Origin of the sequence: Paraburkholderia sp. C35, from assembly GCF_003121405.1 — a bacterium.
GTDB lineage: Bacteria > Pseudomonadota > Gammaproteobacteria > Burkholderiales > Burkholderiaceae > Paraburkholderia.
On record NZ_QBUY01000005.1, the window covers coordinates 114,384 to 140,218 of the forward strand.

28 protein-coding genes are annotated in these 25,835 nt (G+C 57.3%); 15 read left to right on the forward strand and 13 right to left on the reverse strand.

Annotation, left to right across the window (positions count from 1 at the left end; genetic code table 11):
- Positions 1-71: 71 nt before the first annotated feature.
- Complete coding sequence (locus DK391_RS05035) at positions 72-821, forward strand: glucose 1-dehydrogenase (RefSeq protein WP_109476889.1); 750 nt, start codon at positions 72-74, stop codon at positions 819-821.
- A 291-nt stretch (positions 822-1,112) separates the two neighbouring features.
- Positions 1,113-2,522: an MATE family efflux transporter gene (locus DK391_RS05040; protein ID WP_109476890.1), complete on the forward strand. Its 1,410-nt coding sequence runs from the start codon at positions 1,113-1,115 to the stop codon at positions 2,520-2,522.
- A gap of 42 nt (positions 2,523-2,564) precedes the next feature.
- On the opposite strand, the gene DK391_RS05045 is transcribed toward DK391_RS05040, so the two are convergent.
- The 4 genes from DK391_RS05045 to DK391_RS05060 form a co-directional block, all read right to left on the reverse strand.
- On the reverse strand, positions 2,565-3,083 hold the full coding sequence (locus DK391_RS05045; protein ID WP_343225261.1) for a DUF3331 domain-containing protein: 519 nt from the start codon (positions 3,081-3,083) through the stop codon (positions 2,565-2,567).
- The gene (locus tag DK391_RS05050; RefSeq protein ID WP_109476892.1) at positions 3,058-3,705 is read right to left on the reverse strand and encodes a cysteine hydrolase; all 648 of its coding nucleotides are present in this window, start codon (positions 3,703-3,705) and stop codon (positions 3,058-3,060) included. The genes DK391_RS05045 and DK391_RS05050 overlap by 26 nt, the downstream gene beginning before the upstream one ends.
- 63 nt (positions 3,706-3,768) lie before the next feature.
- Positions 3,769-4,239 carry a cyanase gene (cynS, locus tag DK391_RS05055; protein WP_109476893.1) on the reverse strand — a complete coding sequence of 157 codons (471 nt, stop codon included), beginning with the start codon at positions 4,237-4,239 and terminating at the stop codon, positions 3,769-3,771.
- Between the two features lie 24 nt (positions 4,240-4,263).
- Positions 4,264-4,926, reverse strand: coding sequence for a carbonic anhydrase (locus DK391_RS05060; protein ID WP_109476985.1), 663 nt, complete (start codon positions 4,924-4,926; stop codon positions 4,264-4,266).
- A gap of 328 nt (positions 4,927-5,254) precedes the next feature.
- Between DK391_RS05060 and DK391_RS05065 the strand changes: the two genes are divergently transcribed.
- The 4 genes from DK391_RS05065 (at position 5,255) to DK391_RS05080 (ending at position 9,085) form a co-directional block, all read left to right on the forward strand.
- Positions 5,255-5,710 (forward strand): DUF6130 family protein, encoded by a 456-nt coding sequence (locus DK391_RS05065; RefSeq protein ID WP_109476894.1) that lies wholly within the window; start codon positions 5,255-5,257, stop codon positions 5,708-5,710.
- 73 nt (positions 5,711-5,783) lie between these two features.
- Entirely contained in the window at positions 5,784-6,257 is a 474-nt protein-coding gene (locus DK391_RS05070) for a nuclear transport factor 2 family protein (RefSeq protein WP_109476895.1), read from the forward strand.
- Between the two features lie 47 nt (positions 6,258-6,304).
- Positions 6,305-6,916 (forward strand): glutathione S-transferase, encoded by a 612-nt coding sequence (locus tag DK391_RS05075; protein ID WP_109476896.1) that lies wholly within the window; start codon positions 6,305-6,307, stop codon positions 6,914-6,916.
- A 66-nt stretch (positions 6,917-6,982) separates the two neighbouring features.
- Positions 6,983-9,085 (forward strand): 2Fe-2S iron-sulfur cluster-binding protein, encoded by a 2,103-nt coding sequence (locus DK391_RS05080; protein WP_109476897.1) that lies wholly within the window; start codon positions 6,983-6,985, stop codon positions 9,083-9,085.
- Between the two features lie 60 nt (positions 9,086-9,145).
- Here the strand turns inward: DK391_RS05080 and DK391_RS05085 are convergent, their stop codons facing one another.
- Positions 9,146-10,561: a PLP-dependent aminotransferase family protein gene (locus tag DK391_RS05085; protein WP_162600676.1), complete on the reverse strand. Its 1,416-nt coding sequence runs from the start codon at positions 10,559-10,561 to the stop codon at positions 9,146-9,148.
- Positions 10,562-10,733: 172 nt separating this feature from the next.
- Positions 10,734-10,970: a hypothetical protein gene (locus DK391_RS44120; protein ID WP_162600677.1), complete on the reverse strand. Its 237-nt coding sequence runs from the start codon at positions 10,968-10,970 to the stop codon at positions 10,734-10,736.
- A 12-nt stretch (positions 10,971-10,982) separates the two neighbouring features.
- Between DK391_RS44120 and DK391_RS05090 the strand changes: the two genes are divergently transcribed.
- From DK391_RS05090 to DK391_RS05115, 6 genes are all read left to right on the forward strand, one after another.
- The gene (locus DK391_RS05090) at positions 10,983-12,146 is read left to right on the forward strand and encodes a branched-chain amino acid ABC transporter substrate-binding protein (RefSeq protein WP_109476899.1); all 1,164 of its coding nucleotides are present in this window, start codon (positions 10,983-10,985) and stop codon (positions 12,144-12,146) included.
- Between the two features lie 64 nt (positions 12,147-12,210).
- Entirely contained in the window at positions 12,211-12,624 is a 414-nt protein-coding gene (locus DK391_RS05095) for an ectoine synthase (RefSeq protein WP_109476900.1), read from the forward strand.
- A gap of 50 nt (positions 12,625-12,674) precedes the next feature.
- Positions 12,675-13,523, forward strand: coding sequence for a VOC family protein (locus tag DK391_RS05100; protein WP_162600678.1), 849 nt, complete (start codon positions 12,675-12,677; stop codon positions 13,521-13,523).
- A 77-nt stretch (positions 13,524-13,600) separates the two neighbouring features.
- Complete coding sequence (locus tag DK391_RS45205; protein WP_239482708.1) at positions 13,601-14,539, forward strand: AraC family transcriptional regulator; 939 nt, start codon at positions 13,601-13,603, stop codon at positions 14,537-14,539.
- Between the two features lie 415 nt (positions 14,540-14,954).
- Entirely contained in the window at positions 14,955-15,857 is a 903-nt protein-coding gene (locus DK391_RS05110) for an AraC family transcriptional regulator (RefSeq protein WP_109476903.1), read from the forward strand.
- Between the two features lie 281 nt (positions 15,858-16,138).
- Complete coding sequence (locus DK391_RS05115; protein WP_162600679.1) at positions 16,139-16,429, forward strand: hypothetical protein; 291 nt, start codon at positions 16,139-16,141, stop codon at positions 16,427-16,429.
- 52 nt (positions 16,430-16,481) lie between these two features.
- Here the strand turns inward: DK391_RS05115 and DK391_RS05120 are convergent, their stop codons facing one another.
- Both DK391_RS05120 and DK391_RS05125 read right to left on the reverse strand, forming a co-directional pair.
- Positions 16,482-17,042: a carboxymuconolactone decarboxylase family protein gene (locus tag DK391_RS05120; protein WP_109476905.1), complete on the reverse strand. Its 561-nt coding sequence runs from the start codon at positions 17,040-17,042 to the stop codon at positions 16,482-16,484.
- A 109-nt stretch (positions 17,043-17,151) separates the two neighbouring features.
- Complete coding sequence (locus tag DK391_RS05125; protein WP_162600680.1) at positions 17,152-17,928, reverse strand: alpha/beta hydrolase; 777 nt, start codon at positions 17,926-17,928, stop codon at positions 17,152-17,154.
- Between DK391_RS05125 and DK391_RS05130 the strand changes: the two genes are divergently transcribed.
- On the forward strand, positions 17,916-18,185 hold the full coding sequence (locus DK391_RS05130; RefSeq protein ID WP_239482709.1) for a glutathione S-transferase C-terminal domain-containing protein: 270 nt from the start codon (positions 17,916-17,918) through the stop codon (positions 18,183-18,185). The genes DK391_RS05125 and DK391_RS05130 overlap by 13 nt on opposite strands.
- A 26-nt stretch (positions 18,186-18,211) precedes the next feature.
- Here DK391_RS05130 and DK391_RS05135 read toward each other — a convergent pair whose 3' ends face one another.
- The 5 genes from DK391_RS05135 to DK391_RS05155 form a co-directional block, all read right to left on the reverse strand.
- Positions 18,212-18,757, reverse strand: coding sequence for a DinB family protein (locus tag DK391_RS05135; RefSeq protein ID WP_109476907.1), 546 nt, complete (start codon positions 18,755-18,757; stop codon positions 18,212-18,214).
- A gap of 208 nt (positions 18,758-18,965) precedes the next feature.
- Complete coding sequence (locus DK391_RS05140) at positions 18,966-19,292, reverse strand: DUF4148 domain-containing protein (protein WP_109476908.1); 327 nt, start codon at positions 19,290-19,292, stop codon at positions 18,966-18,968.
- Positions 19,293-19,579: 287 nt separating this feature from the next.
- The gene (locus tag DK391_RS05145; RefSeq protein WP_109476909.1) at positions 19,580-20,452 is read right to left on the reverse strand and encodes a hypothetical protein; all 873 of its coding nucleotides are present in this window, start codon (positions 20,450-20,452) and stop codon (positions 19,580-19,582) included.
- Positions 20,452-22,047 (reverse strand): hypothetical protein, encoded by a 1,596-nt coding sequence (locus DK391_RS05150; RefSeq protein WP_109476910.1) that lies wholly within the window; start codon positions 22,045-22,047, stop codon positions 20,452-20,454. Before DK391_RS05150 ends, DK391_RS05145 begins: the two co-directional genes overlap by 1 nt.
- A gap of 43 nt (positions 22,048-22,090) precedes the next feature.
- A complete protein-coding gene (locus tag DK391_RS05155) occupies positions 22,091-23,773 on the reverse strand; it encodes an OmpA family protein (RefSeq protein WP_109476911.1) in 1,683 nt (560 codons plus the stop codon).
- A gap of 773 nt (positions 23,774-24,546) precedes the next feature.
- On the opposite strand from DK391_RS05155, the gene DK391_RS05160 reads away from it, so the two are divergent.
- A complete protein-coding gene (locus DK391_RS05160; protein WP_109476912.1) occupies positions 24,547-25,206 on the forward strand; it encodes a hypothetical protein in 660 nt (219 codons plus the stop codon).
- A 107-nt stretch (positions 25,207-25,313) separates the two neighbouring features.
- A complete protein-coding gene (locus DK391_RS05165) occupies positions 25,314-25,703 on the forward strand; it encodes a DUF3304 domain-containing protein (RefSeq protein WP_162600681.1) in 390 nt (129 codons plus the stop codon).
- Positions 25,704-25,835 lie beyond the last annotated feature (132 nt).

The window sequence follows — 25,835 nt, forward strand, 5'->3', positions numbered from 1 at the left end:
TTAGGTAGGTACTATCTTATCAGAATGTACCGATCCATAATGCGACCTCGAAAGGTAATTGGAGTGTCGAGATGGGAAGGCTTACAGGGAAAGTTGCATTGGTCACTGGTGCGAACAGCGGGATCGGGCTCGCAATCGCCAGGCGCTTCGTGATGGAAGGCGCGCGCGTTTTCATGACGGGTCGTCGTCAGGAAGAACTGGACAAGGCTGTTGCCGAAGTTGGCGGCAGTGCGCGGGGAATCCAGGGGGACGTATCGAACCTCGCCGACCTTGACCGCCTCTACGCGACAATCAGGGAAGAAGCAGGCGTCATCGATGTCCTCGTCGCAAATGCTGGCGGTGGCGAGTTCGCGGCGCTCGGCGATATCACCGAAGAGCATTTCGACAAGACCTTCGCGATCAACGTGAAAGGCACGCTCTTCACTGTGCAGAAAGCGCTGCCGCTTCTCAAGGATGGTGCATCCATTGTTCTCACGGGCTCGACGTCGGCCGTGACGGGTATCCCGGCATTTAGCGTCTACAGCGCGAGCAAGGCGGCCATCCGCAATTTCGCACGCAGCTGGATTCTGGACCTTGCACCGCGCAAGATTCGCATCAATGTTCTCGTGCCGGGCGCGACGTCGACGCCGGGCTGGCATAACCTGGCTCCGTCGAATGATGTACACGAAGGCATGCTGAGCGCGGTTCAGGCAACGACGCCGCTCGGGCGCCTGGGTAACCCTGACGAAACCGCCAGCGCAGCACTATTCCTTGCATCCGACGAAAGCAGTTTCGTCAATGGAAGCGAACTGTTTGTCGACGGCGGCTCGGCGCAGATTTAATTCGCAACCTGGACTTCCTCGATTTGCGGCATAGCGTGATTCGAGTGTCAATCGTAATGATAAAAGCCATCGGTTCCTGACGCACTTGCGCAAGGGCCGATGGTTTCATTGCCTGATTCTCAGAGACAACTTCATCGCGTGGCTTGCGCAAAAACCTTCTATACCACGCGAGGAAGGCGGGCTCATTTGTTCTTGCCGCTCCGCACTTGCTCCAGGCGTGCTTCCAGTTCGACGCCTATACGGACGGCAGCTTTAGTACCAGCATCGTACGACAACGCCAAGAACGAATAGATGACGCCATTCCAAACGCCGACCTCTGAACGCCTCACCACAGTCACAACGCACAGTCCCGTACATTCAGACAAAGCCATCCGGTCGACGAATCGACTGCTGCACGGCCCCATACTGTCCACGCTTGTCCGACTCGCTTTGCCGACCGTCGCCGTGCTTTTGATGACGACAGTATTAGGCATTGCCGAAACATACTTTGTGAGTACGCTCGGTGCGGATGCCATCGCTGCTGCATCCATGGTTGTGCCCGTCATGCTGACGATGACCATGGTCGCAAATGGCGGAATCGGCGGCGGGGTATCTTCAGCGATTGCGCGCGCGCGTGGCGCCGGTCGTTATGACGAGGCCGAAAGCATCGCATGGCACGCAGTGGTGATCGCAACGGTCGCAGGCGCGCTGTTTTCGTTTACCGCCATTGCGATTGGCCCGGCAATATACCGATACCTCGGTGGCGTTGAGCAATCACTTCGACAAGCCATCCTGTACTCCAACATTCTTTTTGCGGGCGCTATTCCGTACTGGATGCTCGCACTTCTGCAATCTGCATTGCGGGGTTCCGGCAACGTCAAAACGCCGGCGTTGATGATATTGGGGAGTGTGGTCGCCGGCCTTATCCTTTCACCCGCTCTCATATCGGGGAAATTCGGTCTGCCGGCGCTCGGTGTGGCGGGTGCCGGTATCGCACAGGTCATTTGCAACGTTGGCGCGCTTGCCGCGGAGATTGCCTATATGCGTTCAAAGCGGGCCACGTTGCAACTGCGGCGATATCCCCTGAATCGCGCCCACTTTCGCGCGATTCTGGCTGTGGGATTTCCTTCTACCACTAACGCATTGATGACAACTTTCTCCATCAGCGCAGTGACGGCCGCGGCAGGTGCATTCGGCGTGTCGGCAATCGCAGGATACGGCATTGCGTCTCGACTCGACATGCTGTTGATTCCCGTCATGTTTGGTTTCGGGACGGCAGCACTGGTGATGGTAGGAACCAGTCTTGGTGCGGGAAACGTCGCCCGTGCCAGACGCGCGGCGTTGCTTAATGCGATCTTCGTGGCCATCATGCTCGAAGGACTGGGACTATTGATGGCTTTTGTCCCCCGACTCTGGATAAACCTCTTCACACAGGACCCGGCTATTGTCGAAGTCGGTGCAAACTACTTCCGTATGGTGGGTCCTGTTTATGGGTTGATCGCTGTGATCTCGGAGCTTTATTTTGCGGGGCAGGGCGCAGGCCGTGTCGGTTGGCCAATGATGGCTGCTATCGCCCGATTCAGTTTTGCGCTTGCCGCGTCAGTCGCAGTGACGGTGTGGCATATGAATCTCGAAGCCGCATTTGCAATCGTCTCTGCGGGTATTATCGTGGCGGCGATGATCAGTGTCTGGGGTTTTCGGCGGGCGCGCTGGGGCACCTAAAAGCGTTAGCGTCGTCGAGGCTAGTCACAGGTGCTGTCAAAGCTAACTCGCTTCTGAGAATTCATCGTGGACCATCGCCGCAAGTATCATGAAGTCGCGATTGGCAGGACTCCCCGCGCTTTGTGATTTGGGGCGATAGACGAGATCACCAATCTGGATAGCCGCACCCGTCAACACGCAAAACGAACGAATGCGTGCTCGACCCAATCTCCACAACTGATCGGCGTAAAGTCCCGTCCGGGCGTCACTCCAGTAAACGGAAAGTGTTTCGCGCGACAATCGCTCGACAATATGGAACCGGGTCGGTCCGATGACCGGTCGGACTGGCTCGGATGCGACGGCCGCCGCGGCGAAGTCGCACGCGCGGAATTTGGGCAGCCGCTGTCTCGGTGGAGATACGAGGTGATCTGACGTTGAGTGCTCGCCCATTAGCACCTCCGTCATGCAGGTCATTGCATCCCGGATGCGTCGATCCGATGAAAGCCGTGCCGGAGCGCGCTCGACGGATGGGAAATGGTCGGGACGCATCTGTCTATCATCCAAGCAACTTGACCACCTCATCTGTTGGCAAGACAGCGTGAGCTAGGAACTGATAGTTCACCATCGCTGCCTTGTACCCGTCGCCCCATTCCGGATGCCGCGGACCGGCCGTCGCATCGGATATCACCGTGACCTCGAAACCTTGTTCGAGAAAATCGCGAAGATGCGATTCGACGCAGAGATTGGCGATCATCCCGCAGAGTAATATCTTTTGTAACCCGCGCTTTCTGATTTGAAGCACTAGATCATTGGTTTGTGGTCCAAAGACCTTATGTGGGCTGACGACGACTGTCTTGCCGTCCTCGATGTAGGGTTTCAACGACTCGACCCAGTCCGCACCTGAGCCTTCGAAGTCCTGGAGCGTGAGTTGTCCGCGCCTTGCGAACGTCCCTGCGTCAAGCTCTCCCGCTTCAACCGGGCCGTTCAATTTCCAGCCCGAATCGGTTGGGTAGAAGTAGTGGGGCGATATGAATACATCGATACCTTTAGCTTTTGCCGCCTTCAATACTCGCTCCAGGTTCGCTACTGTCCCGTTCTCCGTGACGCTAGCACCGACGGCAGCCCAAACTGTTCCCTTCGGACTCAGCACGTCGTTTTGCGGGTCAATCATCACGACAGCCGTATTATCAGGATTGAAGTTCACTTGTCAGACTCCTCGATAACGTCGAAATGCATCTGCAAAATGAGGGTGAACATCAACGACTATCTAGAATGGCTTGGTGGGCAGGAACTTGCCATTTAAGGTGATGACGGCTCGTTCCCCGCCTTCGGGGTCCGCTACCTTCTGTATATCCATTCTGAAGTTGATTGCGCTAATAATGCCGTCGCCGAACATTTCATGTACAAGCGATTTCAACGTCGTCCCGTAGATTTGAATCATCTCGTAGAAGCGGTAGACGGTCGGGTCACTCGGTACGCCGCCCGGGATACTGCCGCGTAGCGGAACCTGTTGCAGCAGCGCGACTGCCTCGTCATCGAGTTCGAGCCGTCGGCATACCGTCTCCGCTGCCTCTTTCGATATCGGATGCTGACCAAGGAGTGCCGCCGTCAGGAAGACCAGACTCAGTCCCGTTCCCTCAGTCAGGTCTTGCCACGACAATCCTTTACTCGCTTTCGATGCAAGAACCTTGTCGGTAAGCTGTTCGCGGGCAGTCGATGAGACAAGTGTCTGAAGCATGATGGATCCTCTATCAGTAACGATTTACGGTAGACGGGACGCTGACATGACAGGTGTTGCACACGCTTCCGGATACTCGGAAAGCGGCACAAAGCAGCGGCTTTCCCAATTCAAGGCAACGATTGAACCGGTTTCGATGTCATATACCCACCCATGTAGCCGCACCGCACCGTTTGAGAGCGCCAGTGCAACAGATGGATGAGTCCTGAGATTGGTTAGCTGCGCAATGACGTTCTCACGCACCATGGAATTCAGCGCGTCGGCGGGTGATGCATGTTGATGCGAGTCATTGATTGCGGCGGCCGCGTCCGCATGACGCAACCACCCAGCAACGGCAGGAAGATGCTTAAGGTCTTTGTGAGTGGCGATGGCGGTCATCGCACCGCAGTCCGAGTGTCCGCACACAACGATATCGGCAACTGCCAGAACCGAAACCGCATACTCCACGGTTGCGGAGACGCCACCTGGCTCGCCGCCGTAAGCGGGCACGATGTTGCCGGCATTGCGGATCACGAAAATGTCACCGGGCTCGCGCTGCGTGACCATTTCGGGTACGAAGCGACTGTCTGAGCACGTGACGAATAGCGCGGTGGGAGCTTGGGCACGGGAGAGCTTTTTGAAGAGCTCGGCTCGTTCCGGGAAGACCTCTTTCTGGAACCGTAGAAACCCCTCAATAATCTCTTTCATGACGCCCCCTGCATCGGCTTGAGGATGCATTGAGGTTAGTCGTCGGTCGCGGCCAAAGTATTTCGATTTTGCACGCAAAAGCTTCACGTTTGCACGGGAGTCGTGTGTGCCTCGAATGCCGCTGCATGCGCTACAGATCGTGGGTTGGCACGTGCCGATCCGTCGCGACGCGACGAGCGCTTGAATCGGAAAAAATCCCTGTTTCTGCCGTGCGTATGGGTAAAAACCTGCGAAGGTTGCAACCTATACTCGCCATCGACAGCTTGATAAGCGGCATGACGCAATCAACGGCCTGCGAAGCATGTGACGTGAGCTATGGAGGACTGCCGTGAATCGGACTTTGGCTGGTATCGCCGGTGCGACTGTCTTCTTGTGGGCCGGTTGCGCCTTCGGACAGAGCGCGCGAGACATACGTGGAGCGGACCCTGTGGTTCCGCTGGAAAACGAGCCTCCCGCGCGACTCGTGGTCGATCCACCATTGCCTGATCCTCTATCGAAAGGCTTTGTTTTTATCCAGTACCGCGCAGAGAACCTTCATATCGTACCCGTCTTCGGCCCTAAGGCACTCGATGACTCGCCGCGCATCGGTCAGATTCACGTCACAGTGGACGACGCGCCTTGGCATTGGGCCGATGCGAGCGGGGAGCCACTTATTATCGTGGGCCTGCCTGTCGGACCGCACAAGGTTCTGGTCGAACTCGTGGATGCGAATCACGAGACGCTCGACAGCGCAGTGGTGAACTTCGTCGTACCAAAGCAGTTTTCACGGCCCAAGAAAAAGTAGTGGCGGCGATCGGTATCGATGGTCTATCGCCTGTCATTTATTGACTTCCTTTTGCCTGCGCAGGAGGTGAATGATGTCGGAAGACGTACGCCCTCCGTGTCCCCCATTCGACAACGAAACCGCCACATTGAAGGTGCGGCTTGCAGAAGATGGATGGAACACACGTGACCCTGAGCGGGTTTCGCTTGCTTACTCCATCGATTCGCGCTGGCGAAATCGCGCCGAGTTCGCCAATGGGCGAGCGGAGATCGTTGCCCTGCTTACGCGCAAATGGCAGCGCGAACTGGACTACCGGCTGATCAAGGAATTGTGGGCGTTTACAGGTAACCGGATTGCCGTGCGCTTCGCCTACGAGTCCCACGATGACTCCAGAAACTGGTTTCGTTCATACGGCAACGAGAACTGGGAGTTCAACGATAGCGGCCTGATGATTCGTCGCTTCGCGTGCATCAATGATCTCCCGATCAAAGAAGAAGAGAGGCTATTCCATTGGCCGCTCGGTCGCCGTCCTGACGGTCACGCCGGGCTAAGTGATCTAGGACTGTGACGGCATCCGCAGCGCTTCCATGTTCCATTTCATCCTGAGAGAAAGCCATGAAGCTCTATTATCATCCGCTGTCCGGTCACTCACACCGCGCCCGACTTTTTCTATCCCTCATAGGTTTGCAACCGGAACTGGTCGAGGTCGACCTGATGAAAGGCGCACATAAGGCCCCCGACTTTCTCAAGCTCAACCGCTTTGGGCAAGTCCCCGTGCTGGTCGACGATGGCGTCGCTATCTCTGACTCGAATGCCATTCTCATCTATGCTGCGAAGAAGTATGGCAAGGAAGACTGGTTGCCGGAGTCTCCGCAGGCTGCTGCCGCCATCCAGCGCTGGCTGTCCGTGGCTGCGGGGGAGATTGCGCATGGTCCTGCCGCAGCGCGTTTAATCACGGTCTTCGGAGCGAAGTACGATCCGGAGCAGGTCATTGGCCGCGCTCACGGCATATTGAAGCTCATCGAGGCGGAACTGGACGGGCACGAATTCATTTCACACGATCACCCGACTGTCGCTGACGTGGCGCTATACAGCTATATCGCGCGGGCACCCGAAGGTAACGTCGATCTGAAGGACTATCCGAATGTCACCGCGTGGTTGCGACGAATTGAGGCACTGCCGGGATTCGTGGAATTTCAGAAGACCGCGGCTGGCTTAAACGCCTGAAGACGTGCACTATCGAACTACATCCCGAAGTTTGGCGTCAGCCGGTGAGACGTAGGGAGCAACGTCATGAGCAGTTCAACCGTTCCTCCTTCACCAGGTTGGGACCTTGAGCGTTCGCCATTCCACGACGGCGAACTGGCCGTGCAAGAACGAGTCGGCGTTCGTGAAAAAATAGACGTCCAGGGGCGGCGCGCTGTTCGCCGCTACCTGACGCCCCAACAGAGGGAGTTCTTCCCGCTGCTGCCGTACGTTTTCATGGCGTCCGTCGACCGGGCTGGGCGACCTTGGGCCTCGTTGCTGGTTGGCGAGCCCGGTTTCGTCGATCCCACCACTGACATTGCAGTCAAGGTTCGCGCACGCGCGCTTTACGGGGACCCACTTAATGACACGCTCATGCCCGGCGCGGAAGTCGCGTTGCTCGGCGTGCAGTTTCATACCCGCCGCCGTAATCGCATGATAGGCACGGTTGGGGCATTGCTGCCCGATGGCTTCACGATCGACGTCCGGCAGACGTTAGGAATCTGCCCGCAATATATTCAGGGGCGAGAGCTTTCTTTTCATCGCGACCCGCTTTTACCGGAGTCACGGCCGGTTCATCGCAGTCGCCACCTGGATGCCTCGGCCTCGGCCATTATTTCCAGAGCCGATACCTATTTTGTTGCAAGTGTCCTTCTGCAGGAAAGGGATGCGGTCGCAACAGGCGCAGATGTGTCCCACCGCGGCGGACGGCCCGGCTTCGTGCGTATTGATGACGACCATACGCTGACGGCGCCGGACTTTGTCGGCAACTTTATCTTCAATACGATTGGCAACTGGCAATTCGACAGTCACGCGGGGTTGATGTTCGTCGACTTTGAGAGTGGCGACATGCTCTACCTTGCCGCTCACGCAGAGGTTATCTGGGACGGTCCTGAGATCCGTGCCTTTACTGGCGCGCAGCGCCTCTTTCGCTATCACATTGACGAAGTATGCCGTGTCGAAGCAAGCCTGCCATGCACCTTCACTGCGCCGGACTACTCGCCGCTCCTCGAGCGTACTGGTCATTGGGATGACGTTGCCAAGACGCTGGAAGCAGAGCGCCTACGTACCGTCTGGCGACCGTTCAAGGTGCTCGAGACCGTCGACGAGAGCACAACTATTCGCTCTTTCATTCTTGCGCCAACGGACGGTAGCGGCCTCGTGACTTACCAGGCAGGGCAGTATCTGCCTATCAGGGTGCAGCCGCCTGATTGGGCCGAACCCGCAACCCGAACCTACACGCTGTCGGACGCATCGAACGGGCGAACCTACCGTATCAGCGTCAAGCGAGAAGGCAACGGCGGATGCTCCGACTATTTGCACGACCACATTACGGCTGGCGATACCATTGAGACACTCGCACCGCGCGGCGCATTCGTATTCGATGAAGCAGCAGGGCGACCTCTGGCGCTTATCTCCGCTGGAGTTGGCATTACACCCGTTATCGCAATGCTCAATAGCCAACTGGTCAACGATGGCCGTACGCTGCTCCACAAGCCAATCTACTTCATACATTCCGCCGTTAATAGCAGGCAACAGGCGTTCGCAGCGCATCTCGCGAAGAAAGCAGAGCTTCACGCCAACCTGATTCTCCATACGGTGTTCAGTCGGCCATCTGAAGACGATGTACCTGGAAAAACCTATCACAGCGAGGGGCGTATCGACCGGACGCTTTTGCGAAAAGTGCTTCCCCTCGATGATTACGAGGTTTATCTCTGCGGGCCGCCGGGCTTCATGCAGAGCGTGTACGACGCACTGCTGTCGCTAGGCGTGCGAGATTCCAGAATCCACCTTGAGAGCTTCGGCCCGGCGTCAGTGGCGCGCCGGATCGAACCGACTGCGGAAGTGGACAACAGCGAGGGTGTCGTGGTCACGTTCGCGAAAAGTGGCAAGCCCGCAATCTGGAGGCCAAAGGCTGGCAGTCTGCTCGAACTGGCTGAAGCCAATGGACTCCAGCCGCTTTATGCCTGCCGGTCGGGCAGTAGCGGCACTTGCGTGACGCGAGTCGTCAAAGGTGAAGTCGATTACTCCGAGGCGCCGGCGCACGACGTGGAACCGGGTGAAGCGCTGATCTGTATCGCGCGGCCGCATCCCGGTCCTCACCTCGAAGACGGAACGCTCAATCGTGAAGGCGTTACGCTGGATATCTAGTTGTTTCGAGCAACCCCGACGCTCTGCGCCTGAACATTTCTGCGTACTGCGCCACAGGCATCAGATGACCTGACTCGGTTCATATGATTTCAGATGCAGGATGTCAGCGATTCTGTGCAGGCAATTCTCAAGATCGTTGCGTGTTCTCGGTGCGCCCAGACAGAGCCTAACGCCATCGGGGGCCTCGGAAACCGCAAAGGCATCGGTGCCGGCAACGGATATACCCGAGAGCTTCAGTTGAGTGATGAATGCATTGCGCGTCCAGGGCATGGGCAATGGCAGCCATACATGAAAACCGTGGCTATGCCGGTTTTCAAGGTCCGCACCGAGATATCGACGCGCGATAGCCTGGCGAGCGTCGCTTTCTGTGCGGGTCGCGCGAAGCATCTCGTCTGCGAGGCCAGATTCGATCCAGTAGGTCGCGACTGCTGCGCTCAATGGTGCCGCCATGGAGGCCGTCGCACGTATGACGACAGAAGCTCGTTCCGCAGCGTTTTGATCAGGAACGGCCAGATAGGCGATCCGCAATGCGGGCGAAACGCATTTCGCAAGACCGGAAATGTAATAGACCAGTTCGGGCGCAAGCGATGCAAGACTGGGGAGTTCGCGCAACGCATCGTCGGAGTCATCGGGCGAGTTGACGAGCGGCCAATAGTTATCGTCTTCGATAATGGGCAGGTTATGACGGCGCGCTACTTCAATCAATGCAATGCGCCGGTCCAGGGGCATCGTAATCGTAGTGGGGTTATGAACGATCGGCGTGCAATAGAATGCTTTTGGCTTGTCGGACCGGCACACCGCATCGAGTGATTCAGGTATCGCGCCGTGCTCGTCCATCTCGACGGCGGACAGGCGGATACCGAGTTCCTTTGCAAGCAGAATGCACCCGGGGTAGGTCAGCGCTTCGACACAAAGGGTGTCGCCGGTGCTTGCCAGCATCAGGCAGACAGCAAGCAGCGCACCCTGTGCGCCAGGGCACACGAGCACGCGATCAGGCCCAAGCCCGTGCATACGCCTTGCAAGCCAGTTTGCGCCCACCAGACGGTCTCTCATGGCTCCGCCAGGCACCTGATAGCGCATCAGCATGTCCATCCCGCGCTCGGCCAGCATGGCGGGTATGCCTTCCCAGATACGTTTTTCCAGTGCGGGATCGTCGAATGGCGGCGGCTGATTGATCAGCATGTCGATGCCAGACACGTTCGTCGGGACGGCAGGTGGACGATGTACTGCTTTTACGTAGGTGCCGCGGCCCACGCGAGCCTCGAGCAGGCCGCGTCGCTGGGCCTCGGCGTAGCCCCTGCTAACCGTGGTGAAGTCGATGCCGAGAGATGCGGCGAGTGCGCGTTGTGGAGGCAGTCTGTCGCCGACGCGGAGTTCGCCGTTGTTGATGCTTTCGGCGACGGCATTTGCGATTGCCAGATACGTAGGACCGTTCCCATCTTCAAGGACGGGAGTCCAGCCAGATGTTCGCAACATTTCGCACCTCGCCCGGAGCAATCTGTTCTTATTGTATGCAACATTTTTGACATCTGCTCCGCTTTTGTGCGTGAGTGTCTGCATCCGCTTCGCTTGAAAAGATGAAGCGCTCTGAGCGGAATATGACGAATTTAATTGAAGCGATGCATACATCGAACACTGATTGAAGCGATCAAAACATGTGAACAATAGCAAAAGGCTCTGAAATAGCGCCAAAGCGGGCGACAACCGCGCGAATGCAATGGAGAAAAATGTATGCGCTTAATTGAATGATTGAATGCAGACAATTGGATTTTTCTAAGAAAATTGTTTGCATTTCGCGATGCTTGTTTCTATTGTATGGATATGCGCGATGCAGCAAAACCTGTGCTTCTACACCGCGCCGTTGAACTAGGGGAGTCTTGTTCATCGGGAGCAGATCATGAGCTGGTTCATGACCACGTCGCGGCACTTCATCGGCGGAGCAGTGATCGCGTTGGGGGCGCTATCGTGTCAGGGCACGCAGGCAGAGGATGTGATTGTCGTTCGAATTGGATTTGCAGCACCGCTGACGGGTCCGTCTGCCGCCGACGGAAAAGAAATGGAAAACGCAGCGCGGTTCGCAATCGAAGATGCGAACGACCGGCATCCCAGGATAGCCGAACGTCCCGTTTCATTCGAGTTGGTGCCGCTAGATGACCAGGCCGACCCACGGATTGCGAGTCAGGTCGCGCAGCGCTTTGCCGACATGTCGGTGGCTGGCGTAGTGGGGCATTTCAATTCCGGGTGCAGCATTGCCGCGTCGAACGTGTACGACGGCGCGCAGATTGCGGAGGTCAGTCCAAGTTCCACGAGCGCTGCCTATACGCTTCGAGGGAAACGGTCGTCGTTCAGAGTGGTCGGGCAGGACGCGGTTGCGGGCGCCGAGTTAGGGCGTTATATCGTCGAAGATCTTCAGGCGAGGCGTGTTGCAATCATTGACGACAGAACGGATTTTGGTGCGGGACTCGCGGACCACGTGAGCGAGTTCATCAGCCAACGTCACGTCGCTATCGTTGCGCGCGAGTACGTGACGGATAAGACCGTTGATTTCAGCGCCGTTTTGACCCGGATACGCTCGCAGAATGCCGACGTGGTTGTGTTCGGCGGTTTCGATGCGCAAGCCGGCCAGATCGTCAGACGGATGCGCAGTCTGGGCATGAATGCGACGCTCGCCGGTGAAGGATTCAACAACAACACCTTCCTGAACCTTGCGCACGGAGACGGTGAAGGCACGGTCACGATCCAGCCTGGATTGCCATCGGACAAAATGCCGGCAAAAGATTTCGCGTCGCGTTATGAGGCGCGATTCAAGGCAAAGATGGAAGGATTTCAAGGTCCCTACACCTACGATGCAACTTCGGTGATCGTGCAGGCCGTACTGACTGCCCAATCTGCCAAAGCCGCCGACGTACTGCAGGCGGTGCGAAAGACGAGCATGAGTGGTTTGACGGGGCCGATTGCATTCGACAATAACGGTGACCTCGCTGCGGCGCCGTACACGGTGTATCGCCTGGCTGGCGACAGATGGATCGACGAGAAAGTGTTCGTCGCGCGTGGCAAGTAGGAATACGTTGCGTCGCCTTGCGTGAGCCAGCAACGAATGCGCGCAGTCGTGAGAGGAACATGACATGTTAGTACGTGATGTCGAGACGACCGTTGGAACACAGAGGCACGTTCGCGGGGAAGGCTGGGACAGCAAGCGATTGGTCGTGGCGGCCGACGGCGTAGGTTTTTCCCTCCACGATACGACAGTCGAAGAGGGCACACAGATGGAGCTGCAGTATCGGCACCATGTGGAGGCAAATTATTGCTTCGCTGGCGAAGGCGAGGTTGTAGACCTCACGAGCGGCGAGACGTTTCAGCTCGGACCCGGTAGCGTCTATGTCCTCGATAAGCATGACCGCCATCTCGTGCGTGCGATCAAAGGCGACCTTCGACTGGTCTGTGTATTCACGCCGGCCCTTGCGGGCGAAGAGACTCACACTGCAGAGGGTGGATACGAGCCAATACAGGGCGATCCCGATCCAGCTGCATCGGATTGATACGATTTCGAACTTGTTTCGATCAGTGAGTATTTGAAGGAGTGCCTGTCGTGAACCCGACATTGCAAATCGACCATGTGGTCGTCGCGGTACGGGATCTTGCCGAGGCGAGTCGCGCTTATCGTGCGCTGGGTTTTCATGTCATTGCTGGCGGAGAACACGGACATGCACCGACGCGAAACGCGTTGATTGTATTGGGTGATGGATCGTTCATCGAGTTGATCGAGTGGACCGCGCATTCACCGGAAGACCGTTGGCAAAACATTCTGGAGACAGACGGTGAGGGTCTTGTAGATTTCGCTGTGAGCATGCGGGACCTTGCAGGCCTACTTGATCGTGCGCAAAGACACGACGTTCAGATGACCGGGCCTATTGGCGGGTCCAGAAGGACCGTCGAGGGTTTTGATTTGCAGTGGGAAGCTGGATGGCCAGCTTCAAGAGAACTTCCATTCGCTTGCTGCGACATCACGCCTCGCATCGCTCGAGTTCCTGACGGTGATATCCGGTTGCATCCCAATGGCGTGACTGGCATGGATTCGATTTACGTCGCAGTTGTCGACGTTCCAGCGTCCCTTGTTCGATACCAACAACTCTTCGAACTCGAGGGCGTGCGCTGTTCGGAGGCGGACACAGTTGGTGTATGCATGGGAACGGTCGATTTCGAACAGACGCGTGTCGTTCTGGTAAGCGACGCAACGCTGGCGACGACAGAGATGGCTACGGGCGTGCGGAGCTATGTCGCGCGTAGGGGACAAAGTCCCTATGTTATTGTCTTGCGCTCACCCACGCAGCTAGATCCGATAAATTTAAATGTGGCCGATACGTGCGGAGTCGCCCTCCGCCTGTGCGCGGATAGAGAGCCGCCACTTAGCTGCCTGAATTTCACGCTGCAATCCTAGTCGTGTGATTAGTATCCGTGTGAATTGAGGATAATTAAATCAGTAGTGCGTATTGGATTCGATTGAGAGGCAGTGCAATGTATCCAGACATGTTTGCTTGCGAGGCTGGGGTCGGAAAGCCAGGAGATCCAGGTCACTCGCTCGAAGAAGAGGCGGATTGGCGAAAGTCTTCCCACATCCAGCTCACAGCGTCACGCATTTCTATTGCGTTCTGGCGTGATGCTGCAGAACATGAGCGACAGTTGAGCGCGCCAGTGCTTGAAGAGCATTACATCATTGAAGTACTGCTGCGAAACACTATCGTCGACTGCTTTCGAAATGGAAAGCGCATAACAAAGGGCACGGGAGGCTTTGGCGGAACACAAATCGCAGCACCGGGAGAAGAAATCCGTTGCAACTTCAAAAGACCAGTTGAAGCAATTCACGTATTTATACCGCGGTCAATTCTCGTCTCGACCTATGAGGAGTTGCAGCAATGCAGCTGCCCAGCCGAATATCACCTGTCAGACCCAGGGTTCGCCCCGGATACTGTGATGGGCAAGCTGGGATGTACTTTGCTTGAAGCAACGAGCTTGCGAAGTCCATTTTCTGGCCTCTATTGCGAAAGCCTTGGCATGGCGATCCTCGCGCGGGCAATGGAGTTTCAGAACGAATTCTCAGACGATGGACTTCGTCAGGGGCTGGCTCCGTGGAGGTTGAAGCGCACAATTGAATACATCGAAGACAATCTCGGCGAGCAGATTAGCCTGACAGACCTCGCACAGCGCGCGGGCTTGAGCCGAATGCACTTTGCAGCGCAATTCAAGCTTGCGACGGGATTGAGCCCGCATGCGTATCTGACGGAAAAGCGACTGGCCTCTGCCAAATCGTTACTCGCGGAAGGTCGCTTGCCGATCGTGCACATTGCTTATGCAGTGGGGTTTCATACGCAGGCGCATTTCACGACGGTGTTCCGCAAGGCGACGGGTTTGACACCCAAACGCTGGCGGGAACAGGCGTCGCGATCAAAGCGTTAACAGCCACAGTCGGGTTTTTGAAGAAACTGATAAAGCCGTGCACTGCAATGACAGTTTCATTAGAACATTAGCGTCACAAGAAATATTTAACTTTGCACCGCAATCTGAAACGGAGTATCTGGCTCGCAGGCTGATACATGGCGATGCATCGTTCTATGACGTAGGGTGAGGTCTGCGCAGAATTTCGGTGGATCGAAAGGAATGTGCTTAGTTCGCTCGCAGCGTTGGCGAGTTGTGCGAATGCTGCGCGAATACCCACGACCCAGGAAGATCCGCAGGCCATTGAACTTGCCGCTGGTAGAGACCTACGCTTTATTCGGCTGATGTGTGTTTCTCAGAGGTGAGACTGGTGAGAGCGGCAGGCATCGATTCAAGGCACGCCCTCGACCACGAACCGGATATCGCAGGAGGCACGATGCAATTGAATCAGGCGTACGGCGACGGCATTGCGAACAGGTTCCGGCTGAAGAGTGCCCCATCTATCACGACCCACCTCCGCCCCGGTGCATTCTTCGCTGCGACGCATATGCTGTGTGGGGATGAGGGTATCGGGAAGACGCTCCCCATTCCGGCGCGTCCGGCCTACATAGTTTGCATCCTCTTCCAGCCGCTGGTTCACGAATTATGGTTGGCAGGGAAATCAATCCCCGTCGGACCTCTGCCGGCCGGAACGATCTCCGTGGTGAATCTGGAGCAGGAGCCCACGGGATACTACGGCGGAAGGCTCGATTCGCTGCAGATTTACTTTCCGAAAGAGAGCCTTGCAGCGATGGCTGACGACGGAGACGCACCACTGGTCCACGACGTCGTGATCCCAAACGGAACGATGGACCCGGTCGCATATCAGCTGAGCCTGCTGATGCGTCCGGCACTCACGCATCCGGAGCAAGCGAACCTGTTATTCCTGTCAGGTCTGATGGAGGCAATGTTCGCCCATCTATCGTGGCGGTATGGAAATATTTCCGCAAAACCCGTGGGTTTCAGGGGCGGCCTCTCACCGAGAGACCTCGCGCGAGCGAAAGAACTCATCGACCAGAATCTCTCCGGTGATGTCAGCCTGGCGCTGCTTGGAAAGGAGTGCGGCATGTCGCCCTATCATTTCGCCCGTGCCTTCAGGCAGTCGACGGGCGTGCCGCCGCATCGGTGGCTTCTGCTACGCAGGGTCGCACTGGCCAAAATCATGCTGGAGCGGGGTGAGATGACTGCATCCGAGATTGCGTCAGCAACCGGATTCGCAGATCAGAGCCATTTCATTCGCGTGTTCTCGCAAATCGTCGGCACCACGCCTAAGGTCTGGAAGGCGGGTCGGAGACCCTGACGATTGCCTCAGGCGTTACGATAAGAATGTCCAATATTGATGGGATTCTTCTATAGCGGAGCGGGTTCGCCTGGCAAAATACGACTCAAATGAAGAAGGTGCGTAGCAAGATGAAATACCACTGTGCGCGCGGTCGGAGTGTTTCCAGCGGGAAAGCCAGGAGGTCGTGAAAGTTTCCGCTTTAGTCGGGTGTTTGATACTTTGACCTATGCCGCGTGGTTTTATCGAGGGCCTTGTTTGCAGAGTTCCTAGTTCCGATGCGAGAGAATCAGGAGGCGAAAATGAGGCGGCTGTTCAAGAGCAGCGGGGAAACAATAGATCTAAAGGGGCCATTTTCCGCACGCGAAATTGAGAAAATCCTTGAAAGCAATTCGCTGACGTTTGTGATGCTGCTCGATGACGAGCATATGATGGTCCTTCGTGATGAAGACAGTGATGGTCAACGTCCAATAAACGAACTGGCGACCATTATCTGTGATCTGCCACCTATGCCGAAGATGCAGCGTCCCGTCCGGGGAGATGCGCTGATTGTTCCCGCACGAGACATTGCACCTTACATCGATGTGATTTGACTAGATCACGCTGCCAACGTGTCAAGTCTTGCACTCACGCGTTAGCGCGAAGTCACGATTTTGCCGGCTCCCACCGATAGTTGTTCATCTGCGGATTCAACTCCGTGCCTGCGAGGTTGTTCGCAAAGTTGCACAGCGTGGCGAGGCTGACGCCCAGCACGACATCGAGAGCATTTCGATCGTCGAAGCCAGCCTCTCTGAAGGCTGCAAGTGCAGAATCTGACACTGCACCTCGCGATGCGATGATGTCTCGCGTCAATGACGCCACGGCATTCAAGCGGAGGTCTTCTATCGGCTCACCATGTCGAGCGGCCTGAACGATAGCGTCAGGTAATTGAGCCTTCTTGAGCGCAACGGCGGTGTGGCCCGCGACACAAAAGCCGCAACCATGTATCGTCGCGGCGACGATCTGGATAATCTCTCGTTCTGCCAGCGACAACGAGCCCTTCGCGTTGATTTCTCCGAGGGTGAAATAAGCCGAAGTTGCCGCTGGCGAGTTGGCGAGCGTTGCGACGAGATTGGGAAGAAAGCCGTTGTTTGCCAGCGAACGTTCAAGAAAAGGACGACTGTCAGACGGGGCTGTATCTGCGGTGTGAAGCTGCAAGCGGCTCATTATGCTCTCCGGTAAGGTTGCCGGTATTGTCTGCTTCGCCAACCGGAAAACCAGTTCTATACAGCTCAAGTTTATGCTCGAACGGCTCAAGTTTTCGCTGGGACAATCGTCACCAACTGGCTTTCGCTTGCAGAAATCGCTGCAGGCAGTCATTGAACCGGATTGGGTCCTCGAGATAGGGCAAGTGACCGAGGCCTTCGAGGACATCGACCTGAACCGCGCGCAGCCTCGAAGCGAGATCTTCGGTGCAATAGGAAGGCACGAACTTGTCGAGCGAGCCGCGAATAATCTGGGCCTGACAGGAGACGTTCTTCAATTCATCGTTCTGGTCCCACCCGGCCATTTCTCGAAAGATTCGACGGATATGGATTGGGTCGCTCGCTGCGGCGGCTCGTCGAAAGCCTCGTTCGATCGCTGAGTCTTCCTGGACGTTCATTTCGCGAAGTAGAACCGTTGCCCAACTGTCTGCGTGGTCCTCCTGGAGGAGAAGGTCGTAGATCGCGATGCGCGTGCTCAGATCTCGTGGTGTGAGATTCACGAACGTGTTGATAGCGGTCACGCAGGCTACTGCATCGGGGCGTGCAGCAGCAACAGAGAGAGCCACGCGCGCACCCGTAGAGAGACCAACCAGCGCGTAGCGGGGCAGCTGTAACGCATCGAGCAACGCAATGACGATAGCGGCGAAGCGCTGGAACGAAAGGTCACGTCCCGACGAAGCACCGTGACCAGGAAGGTCCGGGCAAATCACCCGATAGTCGCGCTGAAAATAGCGACGTTGATAAGCCCAGTTCGTTGACTGCCCGCCCAGTCCATGTATGAAAACGACGGGATTCAATCGACCTTCGTCGGAGAAAAAGATATCTGTGTTGGCGATTGTCGCGAGCATCTTCAACCTCACTGGCGGAGGAAATTGGAGAAGCGGGACAGGCGGCAGCGACGAATGTTCGGAAATCGTTCGCTGGCCATCTCGCCTGGATGGACGCCGTGCTAGCCGGGCGCCCATGGTTTGCCGGAGAAACATTTACGGCTGTCGACATCGTGATGAGCTTTCCGCTGGAGGATGCGCGTCAACGTGGCGGACTCGACAGGACATATGCCAATCTGAATGCATTTCTAACGCGCATTCACTCGCAACCGGCCTGACGCGCAGCGATTGAAGCTGTTGGTCCCTACGCGCTCGCGTGATGGCTGTCGGCGTCGCGAGGACTGTCAAAAGCCGGATGCGACTCCAGAAAAACAGGCAGATCTGTGACGGGTGGTTTTGCAGGAATCTCGAAGAACATTTCGCAAACCCACCCGCGATGATACGAGGCGTGATTCACGAGATGCATGAGCATCGCACCTCGCGACATCGCGAATTCTTGCCCTGACACATACTTGAACGGAACGACTTCGGCTAGCGACGACTCAGTCTGCTTCGCCGCCCATTCTTCGAACCATTGATTTTCGCGCCGTTGCGCCTGAAAGAGATCGTTCAGTTCGGGATGAAGGATCTCGTCACGCCGGCTAAAGCCGTGCGGTTCTCCTAGCAGGTTTGCCTTCCAGATCAAATCGACTACGTAGTTGTGATTCAGCGTACCGAGAATCGACTTGAAAAGAGTCTGTCGGGTCGCTTTCACTTCCGCGGCAGGCAATTGCGAAACACTGGTGAAGAGCAGTTCGTCGGCCCATGCCTTGTACCGGGCGAAGAGACGCGCGGTTTGCGTGTTAATCATGTGCACCTCCTTGCCTGGCGCGTGCGTAACCCCGACAGAGGCAAACTGCTAATAATTCTAGTCGCCGGGCGTATGTGAAATATATCGTTTCCGCACGGTCGCATTGTGCAGGGAATCGGTCGGCCTGGCAGGCTGAAGCGACCGGCGAATCTTCACACAAGACATCGACATGTTTGAAGAATCGCCCGGCCCATCAAGCCTCCGATCCTCACTGGCCGAAATAGATCGGTTGCATGCCGTCGTTGTCCAGATGACGCGCGATCTTGCGAGCGCCGACTGAAGATGAGCCCTCTGCGTTGACGCCGCCATAGCTGTTGTCGTTCCCATGCTGGGCAGCGACACGTGCTTCGGCCGCTTGTATCTCGGCGGGGTAGCTTGGGTCTTCGCCGCGAGACTGGTCATAGCCGGCGGCTCGCAGTTGCGCGAGTTCGGCGCGAACTTGCGCGCGGGTCAGCGCCGGCGCATCGGTAGCTGCAAATACAGGACTGGCGACAGCGCCGGCGATAATCAGTGCAGCGAGGAAGCGGGATTTCATGATTCTCTCCGTGAGAAAAAAGTGACGATGGAGTAAGAATGCACGAGTCCAGTTATAGGGTCCAAGACCGATATCCTATGTTTTCCAGAGGTTATACCAATAGTTTCGAAGCGGAGGGGCCGGGCGCGTGGCGCAAGCGGACCACAGGTCCATCGTAGAGCGGCTCGAGACCCTCTGCGAGGGTCGCTCTGGTAGCGCAACCTTCGAGCCCCGCAGCAGCGACAAGCGATGCGGCGATTGTTGTTGTGTGCATCGTGAACACCGATTGATGGCTCTGTGTTTTCGACCTACCACGACAGCGGTTCGAGTAGCGCGGGTGCGCCGAACTCGACAAGCTGCGCGTTCGACCGCGAAAAATACCCGCTCCAGAACTGTTTCAGATCCATCAAGGTCTTCGGGTCCCGATAGCCGTTGCGCTCAGCAGTCGATCCATTGGAGGCGGGCTGCATCACGCCGGCGCCGAGCACGTACACGCGTGCCGATCCGAAGTCACCGAAGAGATTATTGTCCTGCGCTTTCTTCAGTTCGACATCGACATTGACACGTCGCACCGCGTTGCGTGCGTAGAAGCTGGTCACGCTAGAATTTTCCAGCCCGTCCGTGACGACGAAGACCAGCTTGTGCGTGGCCTTTTCCTGGGCGACGGCGGGCGACACGCTCTTTAGCGCCATCAGGATGTCCGACTGATCGAGGCTCGATGTGCCGGATTTCAGCACTTGTGCGGTGGTCGCGAGCGCGAGTCTCTGGCCGTACGCGAGTTGTTGCTGCATGCAGGTATGGAAATCCCGCAGACGGCTCATCACGACATTGCCTTCATCGGCTGCAGGAATCGGACGTTCGATGACACCCGTATGCAGTACGTTGAGATAGTGCCCTTGCGAAAAGGCCGAAAACTCGGCGATGACGAACTTCGTCCCAGGTTTGAGCATCGACTGCACATTGTCGAGCACCGACTTCTGCAAGGTCGCGTCGAGCTGCACCGTCTGGTCGATCAGCACGTAGATGAGCTGGTCGTACGGAACCTGCGGCGGCGCGATCCTGTTCGCCGCATAGCAACTGGGAACGTTGTTCGTCAGACCCGCGTGAGCGGGCATCGCGGCCGACAGCAAAAGGCCGGCGCCAACCGCGAACGAACGCAGTGCCTTGATCGATTGGCGCATCAGAGATCTCCAAGGATATCGTCTTCGAGACGCGCCTGTTCGGCGGCGGCCTTACGGTGCGCCTTGAGGGCCTGCACGGCGGCAAGAAGCGAACTGCGGCGTTCCGCCGAACCTTCGGCGGCAATGTCGAGAATCACCTTGCGACGCTCTTGATCAGGCTCATCCACGATGCGCTCTGCGATTCGCGCGACATCGCTGAAGATCGGCAGTGCGTCTGCCGCCTGCGCGACGTTGACGACTGCTTCTTGCTGGAGGGGCGCTTGAGACGGTTGCGCGACAACAGCAGGCGCAGCGGTAGCATCGCTTTGCTGCGTGTATTGAGCGACGGACGTGGGGGCCGTTTCCTCGTCCACCTTGCGCCGGTAGTAGGCGTTGCAGCTCAGCTTCGACACATTTTCCCGATATTTCGGCTCTTCTCGGCCGAGGTGTGATCGAAGGTCGGTCAGACGCATGTTGCCGCGATCGAGCGCAGGCTTGATGTGTTTCGCCTGGTAGCTCTGGAAGCTAGTATGGCCAAAGGTCTGCCGATAGGCGTTCTTGCCATCGCCGATAAACGAACTGCCGAATGCCTGGAAGAACCCGAGTGCCTGCGTGATCACATAGATGATCGCGAGGACGATCGCGCCGGCAATGCCTTGGCTGAACATCTCGCTGCTCAGTTCATGGTCAACGTTCTGCTGTGCAGCGCGCGACGAGTCGGCCACGTCCGTCGGCAACGGCGTGGAGGCATCGAGACCCGGCACGGCGGGGAAGGGGTTGCTGCCGCCGCTCACTGCCAGTTGGCCGTGATCCGCGACATGATTAGTCATTTCGATCTGCAGGCCCTTGATTCGCATCCAGGTGATGCCGATCAGAAGCACGGCCAGCAACGTAACGGCAACAACCGGCACAACGAGGCTACCGCGATCATGCGCGCCTTCCAGAATGCGGCTGCCGAAGCGGACTTTCGGCGATGCGTCCCTGTCGACGTCCTGATCGTCGCCGCTGCTGATCTTATGCCCCGTATAGCCCTCGACCGTCGCATTCACGGAACCGAGCGCTTTTTTGATCGCCGAGCGCTTATACACAGCGGCGCCTGCTGCATGCGTGAGTCCGAGCAGGCCGACCGCCATCACAGTAGCGATCACATAGCCGATCCATACCATCTGGTTGCCCGTGATTTCGCTAGCGACGAACGGTGCAATCAGCATCCCTGTCCCGGCCGCTTCTGCGATCGTCAGAATGATCAGCGCGACGAACATGAACGCAGACATCGGCGAGCGTCCGTTCTGATGGGTGATCTTCAGATACTCGCTGGCGCGCTCGAAAACCGTCTGGTTGACTTTCGGCAGTTTGTCGATGTAGGTCGAGCACAGCGACTCTTCTGCCGGCGGCAGGCCGGCGTCCTTCCACGTCGCCACGTTTTCGATGCCATGAGTTTGCTGTTTCCAGCGGCGCATCTTGCCGACCAGCGGCACGCAGACCCAGAAGTCAGCCCACCACAGGTCGTCGGTATAGCGTTTCCACACGAAAAAAAGCGTCAAGACGGCCGCAATCAGAAGCGGCAGCGACCACACGATCGTGGAGACAAAAGCCTGGAGAATATCGGATATCACGTTCGAGCCCCGGAGTATGTTGGTTATTGGTTGTTAGGTGGTTTCAACGAAGTGCAAAGTTGCCTGATGCGGTGTAGTCCACCGAGCGGTTCGTGTAGTAGACGTTGCCCGTCGCGCGAGGCTTGCTGAGCGGAACGACGAGATCCATGCACTGCATCGGTCCGTCCACGAAGACCCGATAGAGCGTCGCGTCACTGCCGCGATATACGTTGACAGGCACCCGCGCGGAATACGAGGGCTTCTGGCTCACGTTGCCGGTGTAGTCCTTGTAGATCTTCAGTTCGGGTTGCGGCACGGGACTGCCGGCATCGCTGGGAACGCGCACGTCGAGGAGCGCCACCAGATTGCCGCCCATTCCAGCCGCCCATGGCGCGCCGTAGAATCCGGGCAGGTAGTCGCGAACGTTCAGCACCTGCCCAGTGGCGAGATTGCGCACCGCTGACGCGACGTGCGGGCGATCGCCCAGGCACGAGTTGAGTGTCATCGGTGCGCCCGCGTTGGCATTGCTGATCAGGCTGAACGACGACCTGGCGGGACTCGAACCCAGCCGCACTGGTATGCCGCTACCCGCCGTGGGCGTGCCGCCGAAGTTGTAACCCGATGCTCCAGCATCGCTCGCAGTCACTGTGGTCTGCTGCTGAGGCGCAACGGCGGCCGTACCATTGGATGCGGCAGACTGGTCTGCATTGGTTTCCGTCTTCGCGCTAGCCGCGTTGTTCGACTTCGCGACAGCGACCGGTTTGGAGCGGGGTTTGGCGGGCTGTTTGGCTGTTGCCGAGTGGTCCGGAGATGCGGAGGCAACGCTGTTCTTGCGCGCGACCGATGACGGCTCCTGGATGGACGTTGTGCTTGCGTTAGCGAAACGGTAATTGGCCGGGTCGGCAGTGCGCGCGGACAGGAACTGCTGAAGGTCTGCTTCCGTAGGAACGTCGACGATCTGCACGCGCTGGTTTTCTTCGCGTCCCTGATCCGTCCCATTCGGTGCGACTGGCAACGTGTCGCCCGCGCCTTGATAGAAGATGTTCTGCACAGGTACGCCTTGATCCGCGAACACCTTGGCTACCGCTTTTGCGCGTTGCTGCGAAAGCGACGCAACATCCACGCCGAGAGACGAATCGTTTTCGTCAGTGTGTCCGACGATCAGCACCTTGCGGCCGCTTGCCTGCGCACGTTGCTCGGCCGTCGCGTCAGGCGGCAGTGCAGCCATCAGTGTTTTGGGCGAATACTGGTTCGCAATCTGCGAAAGGTACTTACGTGCTTGCGGAGTCAGTTCCGCCGAGCCCGCGACGAACTCGTCCGATTTGTTTTCGAGTTGGACATCGAGGCCCACTGTCGTGGGTTTATCGGCGGAACCAGCATTGGGCTTGCCTTGGGTGATGGGTGCGGACGCCAGCTTCAGGCCGTTTGCCTGAGCAATCCGGTACAACTCGCAGCGGCGCGCGTCCAGCGCATGACCGACCAGAAAGCCACCGCCGGCCCCGATCGCGGCGCCAGCGACCGCGCCCTTCGCCCCGTCAGCCAGATAACCGATTACACCGCCAGCGACTACGCCAACGGCAATGCCGATATTGCGGTCATTGTTCGAGCAGGGGTCTTCGCTATTGAATATGCTGTTGAACTGGGTTTTGACTGAAGCGGCGACTTCCGGCTGACCGGTTTGCGGATTGATGGCACATCCTGAGACACATAGGGCCACGCCCAGCGCGATGGGGCTGCGAATCGTCATTCAAGTCCTTGTATAGATCTCAAGGTCAGGCCTCTCTACCTGACCAGACAGCAGGCGCCAGACCTGCGTCGATTGCCGGTCTTAGCACACGAGTCTGGGTTATCGGCATGAATGACGTATGCCTTTAATCGCACCGTATAAAAAATTGCGAATAGGTGTGAGAGGTCGTCGTCGACGGTCGCCGGCTGACAGTGCATCAGACCTACGGGGATGTTCAACTTCCCGCAGGGCTCTCATTTTTGTAGCTTAGCGACACTTTGATGTTAGCGTTACGTCGGCCAACCCCTGCGGAAACCTCATAACTTGCCCAGCACCAATCGACCTTACTCCAAATGCATCGGAACAATCGCGAGGGGCGCGCGCGTCGTCATCGTCGGTCTCTCGTTGATGGCCTGCATGTGTTCAATCTCGAGAGCAGAGCCGCAGCCTGGCGTGCAGGATCCACGCGCCCCGCACCCGGGCACTATCACTGTCTCTTATGCGTGGAACGACACGCGGGACGTACTGGATGCGCGCACGCTGCCCGATTCTTTCATCTTTCGTTGCAACGATGCCAATGGCGAACTCGTCGGCCGAGACTCGGCTGTTTCATGCGTGCCCGTCGTGGCAATCGAGACGATTTCGCGCGATAAGGCCGGGCGCCTCGTATCACCCAGCAATGCAGACACGATCGTGAGCCTGGTGTTTGGACCTGGCCATGTTTTGCTGGAAAGCGTTGAATCTGGGCCACGCGACGAGAGCGGCGCGCGTAGCCCTATATTGCACGAGAGAAAATGATCTACAGACGCGAGAAGTGGGCTAATGCGAAGATTGGCGTGACTGTGCTCATGGCCGGATGCCTTCTTATAGCACGCGCTGCGGGCGCGGAAGAGTTACGCTCGGGCGTCTATGCATTGCGCACTGTACCCGGCGCCGACCTTGATCATCGCAAGGTCTATATCGCCGTGGACAAGGGACAGGTGACGGGTTATTTCGATAACCCTTTCACCACGCCCGCGGAGAACATCCCCGACCGCGATCCAACCTGCCGTTTCCTGTTCAAGGGGGCATCGGCTCCGGACGGGAAACTGCAAGTGACAACCTTTTTCGCCGGCAAGCTGGGCGCTAGCCTCGCGCTGTCACCAGGCAATGTGGGTGTGTGGTCGGTACACGTCGACGGTGATCTTCCAAACTGCGAAGTGCCGACACTTGAATCGGGTGACTCGCTGACGCTGGAGTCGACGCGAAACTGGATCGGTTTCGCAAGCATTGCGAGTGCAAGAGCGACTCTCTTCGTCGGGCCTGCGGATGGCGCACGAACCAAAGCCTATCTGGTGCGCGACGATGTCGTCGCTGTGCTGCAAAAAGAAGACAAGTGGGTGCAAGTCGACTACTTCCAACGAGGCAAAGACGTCGTGCGGTGGGTGAGCACCCGCGATCTCGCGCGACAGTAACGTTCATGACATTCCGAATGTTCAGCGTCCGTCTGCTCGCTCTTGCTGTTTCTCTGTGAGCTTGCAGTCTGAGCGGGTGCGAAAGGCATCCCATTGAAGTCGCGCTTGTGGGTTACGATTACACCGATCGAGCCCTGCTCGGTTTTTCCGTCAATGGGATGTCGGGTGGCAATGTCCTTCTGAGCACCAGCACCGCAGGTGGCGGAAAATACGCCTGCTGCGTCCGACTTGATCCGACTATCCAGACGCCGTTCGATATCGACGTCGGCTACATACGCGAAGCCTTGGTCGAGTATCCCTCGGAGCGTATCATCAAGCCAGCGGATCAAGATATCGTGAGAGCGCACGTTCGCGTCACGGGTCCGGTCGCTGAGAAGCCAGCATATCCAGAGGTGCATTTTTTCCCGGACGGGCATATTGAAGCTTCGCTCTCGGGCAAGGATGGCCCGTCGCCAACACGTTTGCGACTTTCACGCCGCTTGCCCTACATTCGCTAACCGGGCTGGTTAGTGCGAATGCCTGAGCAGCGTAACGCCGATAGCAATCGCGAATGCCTCTGCCCAGTCATTGACCTGTCGCGCATACAACGATGTATTGGCCATTATGATGCACTTAGAAGCTTAGATCGC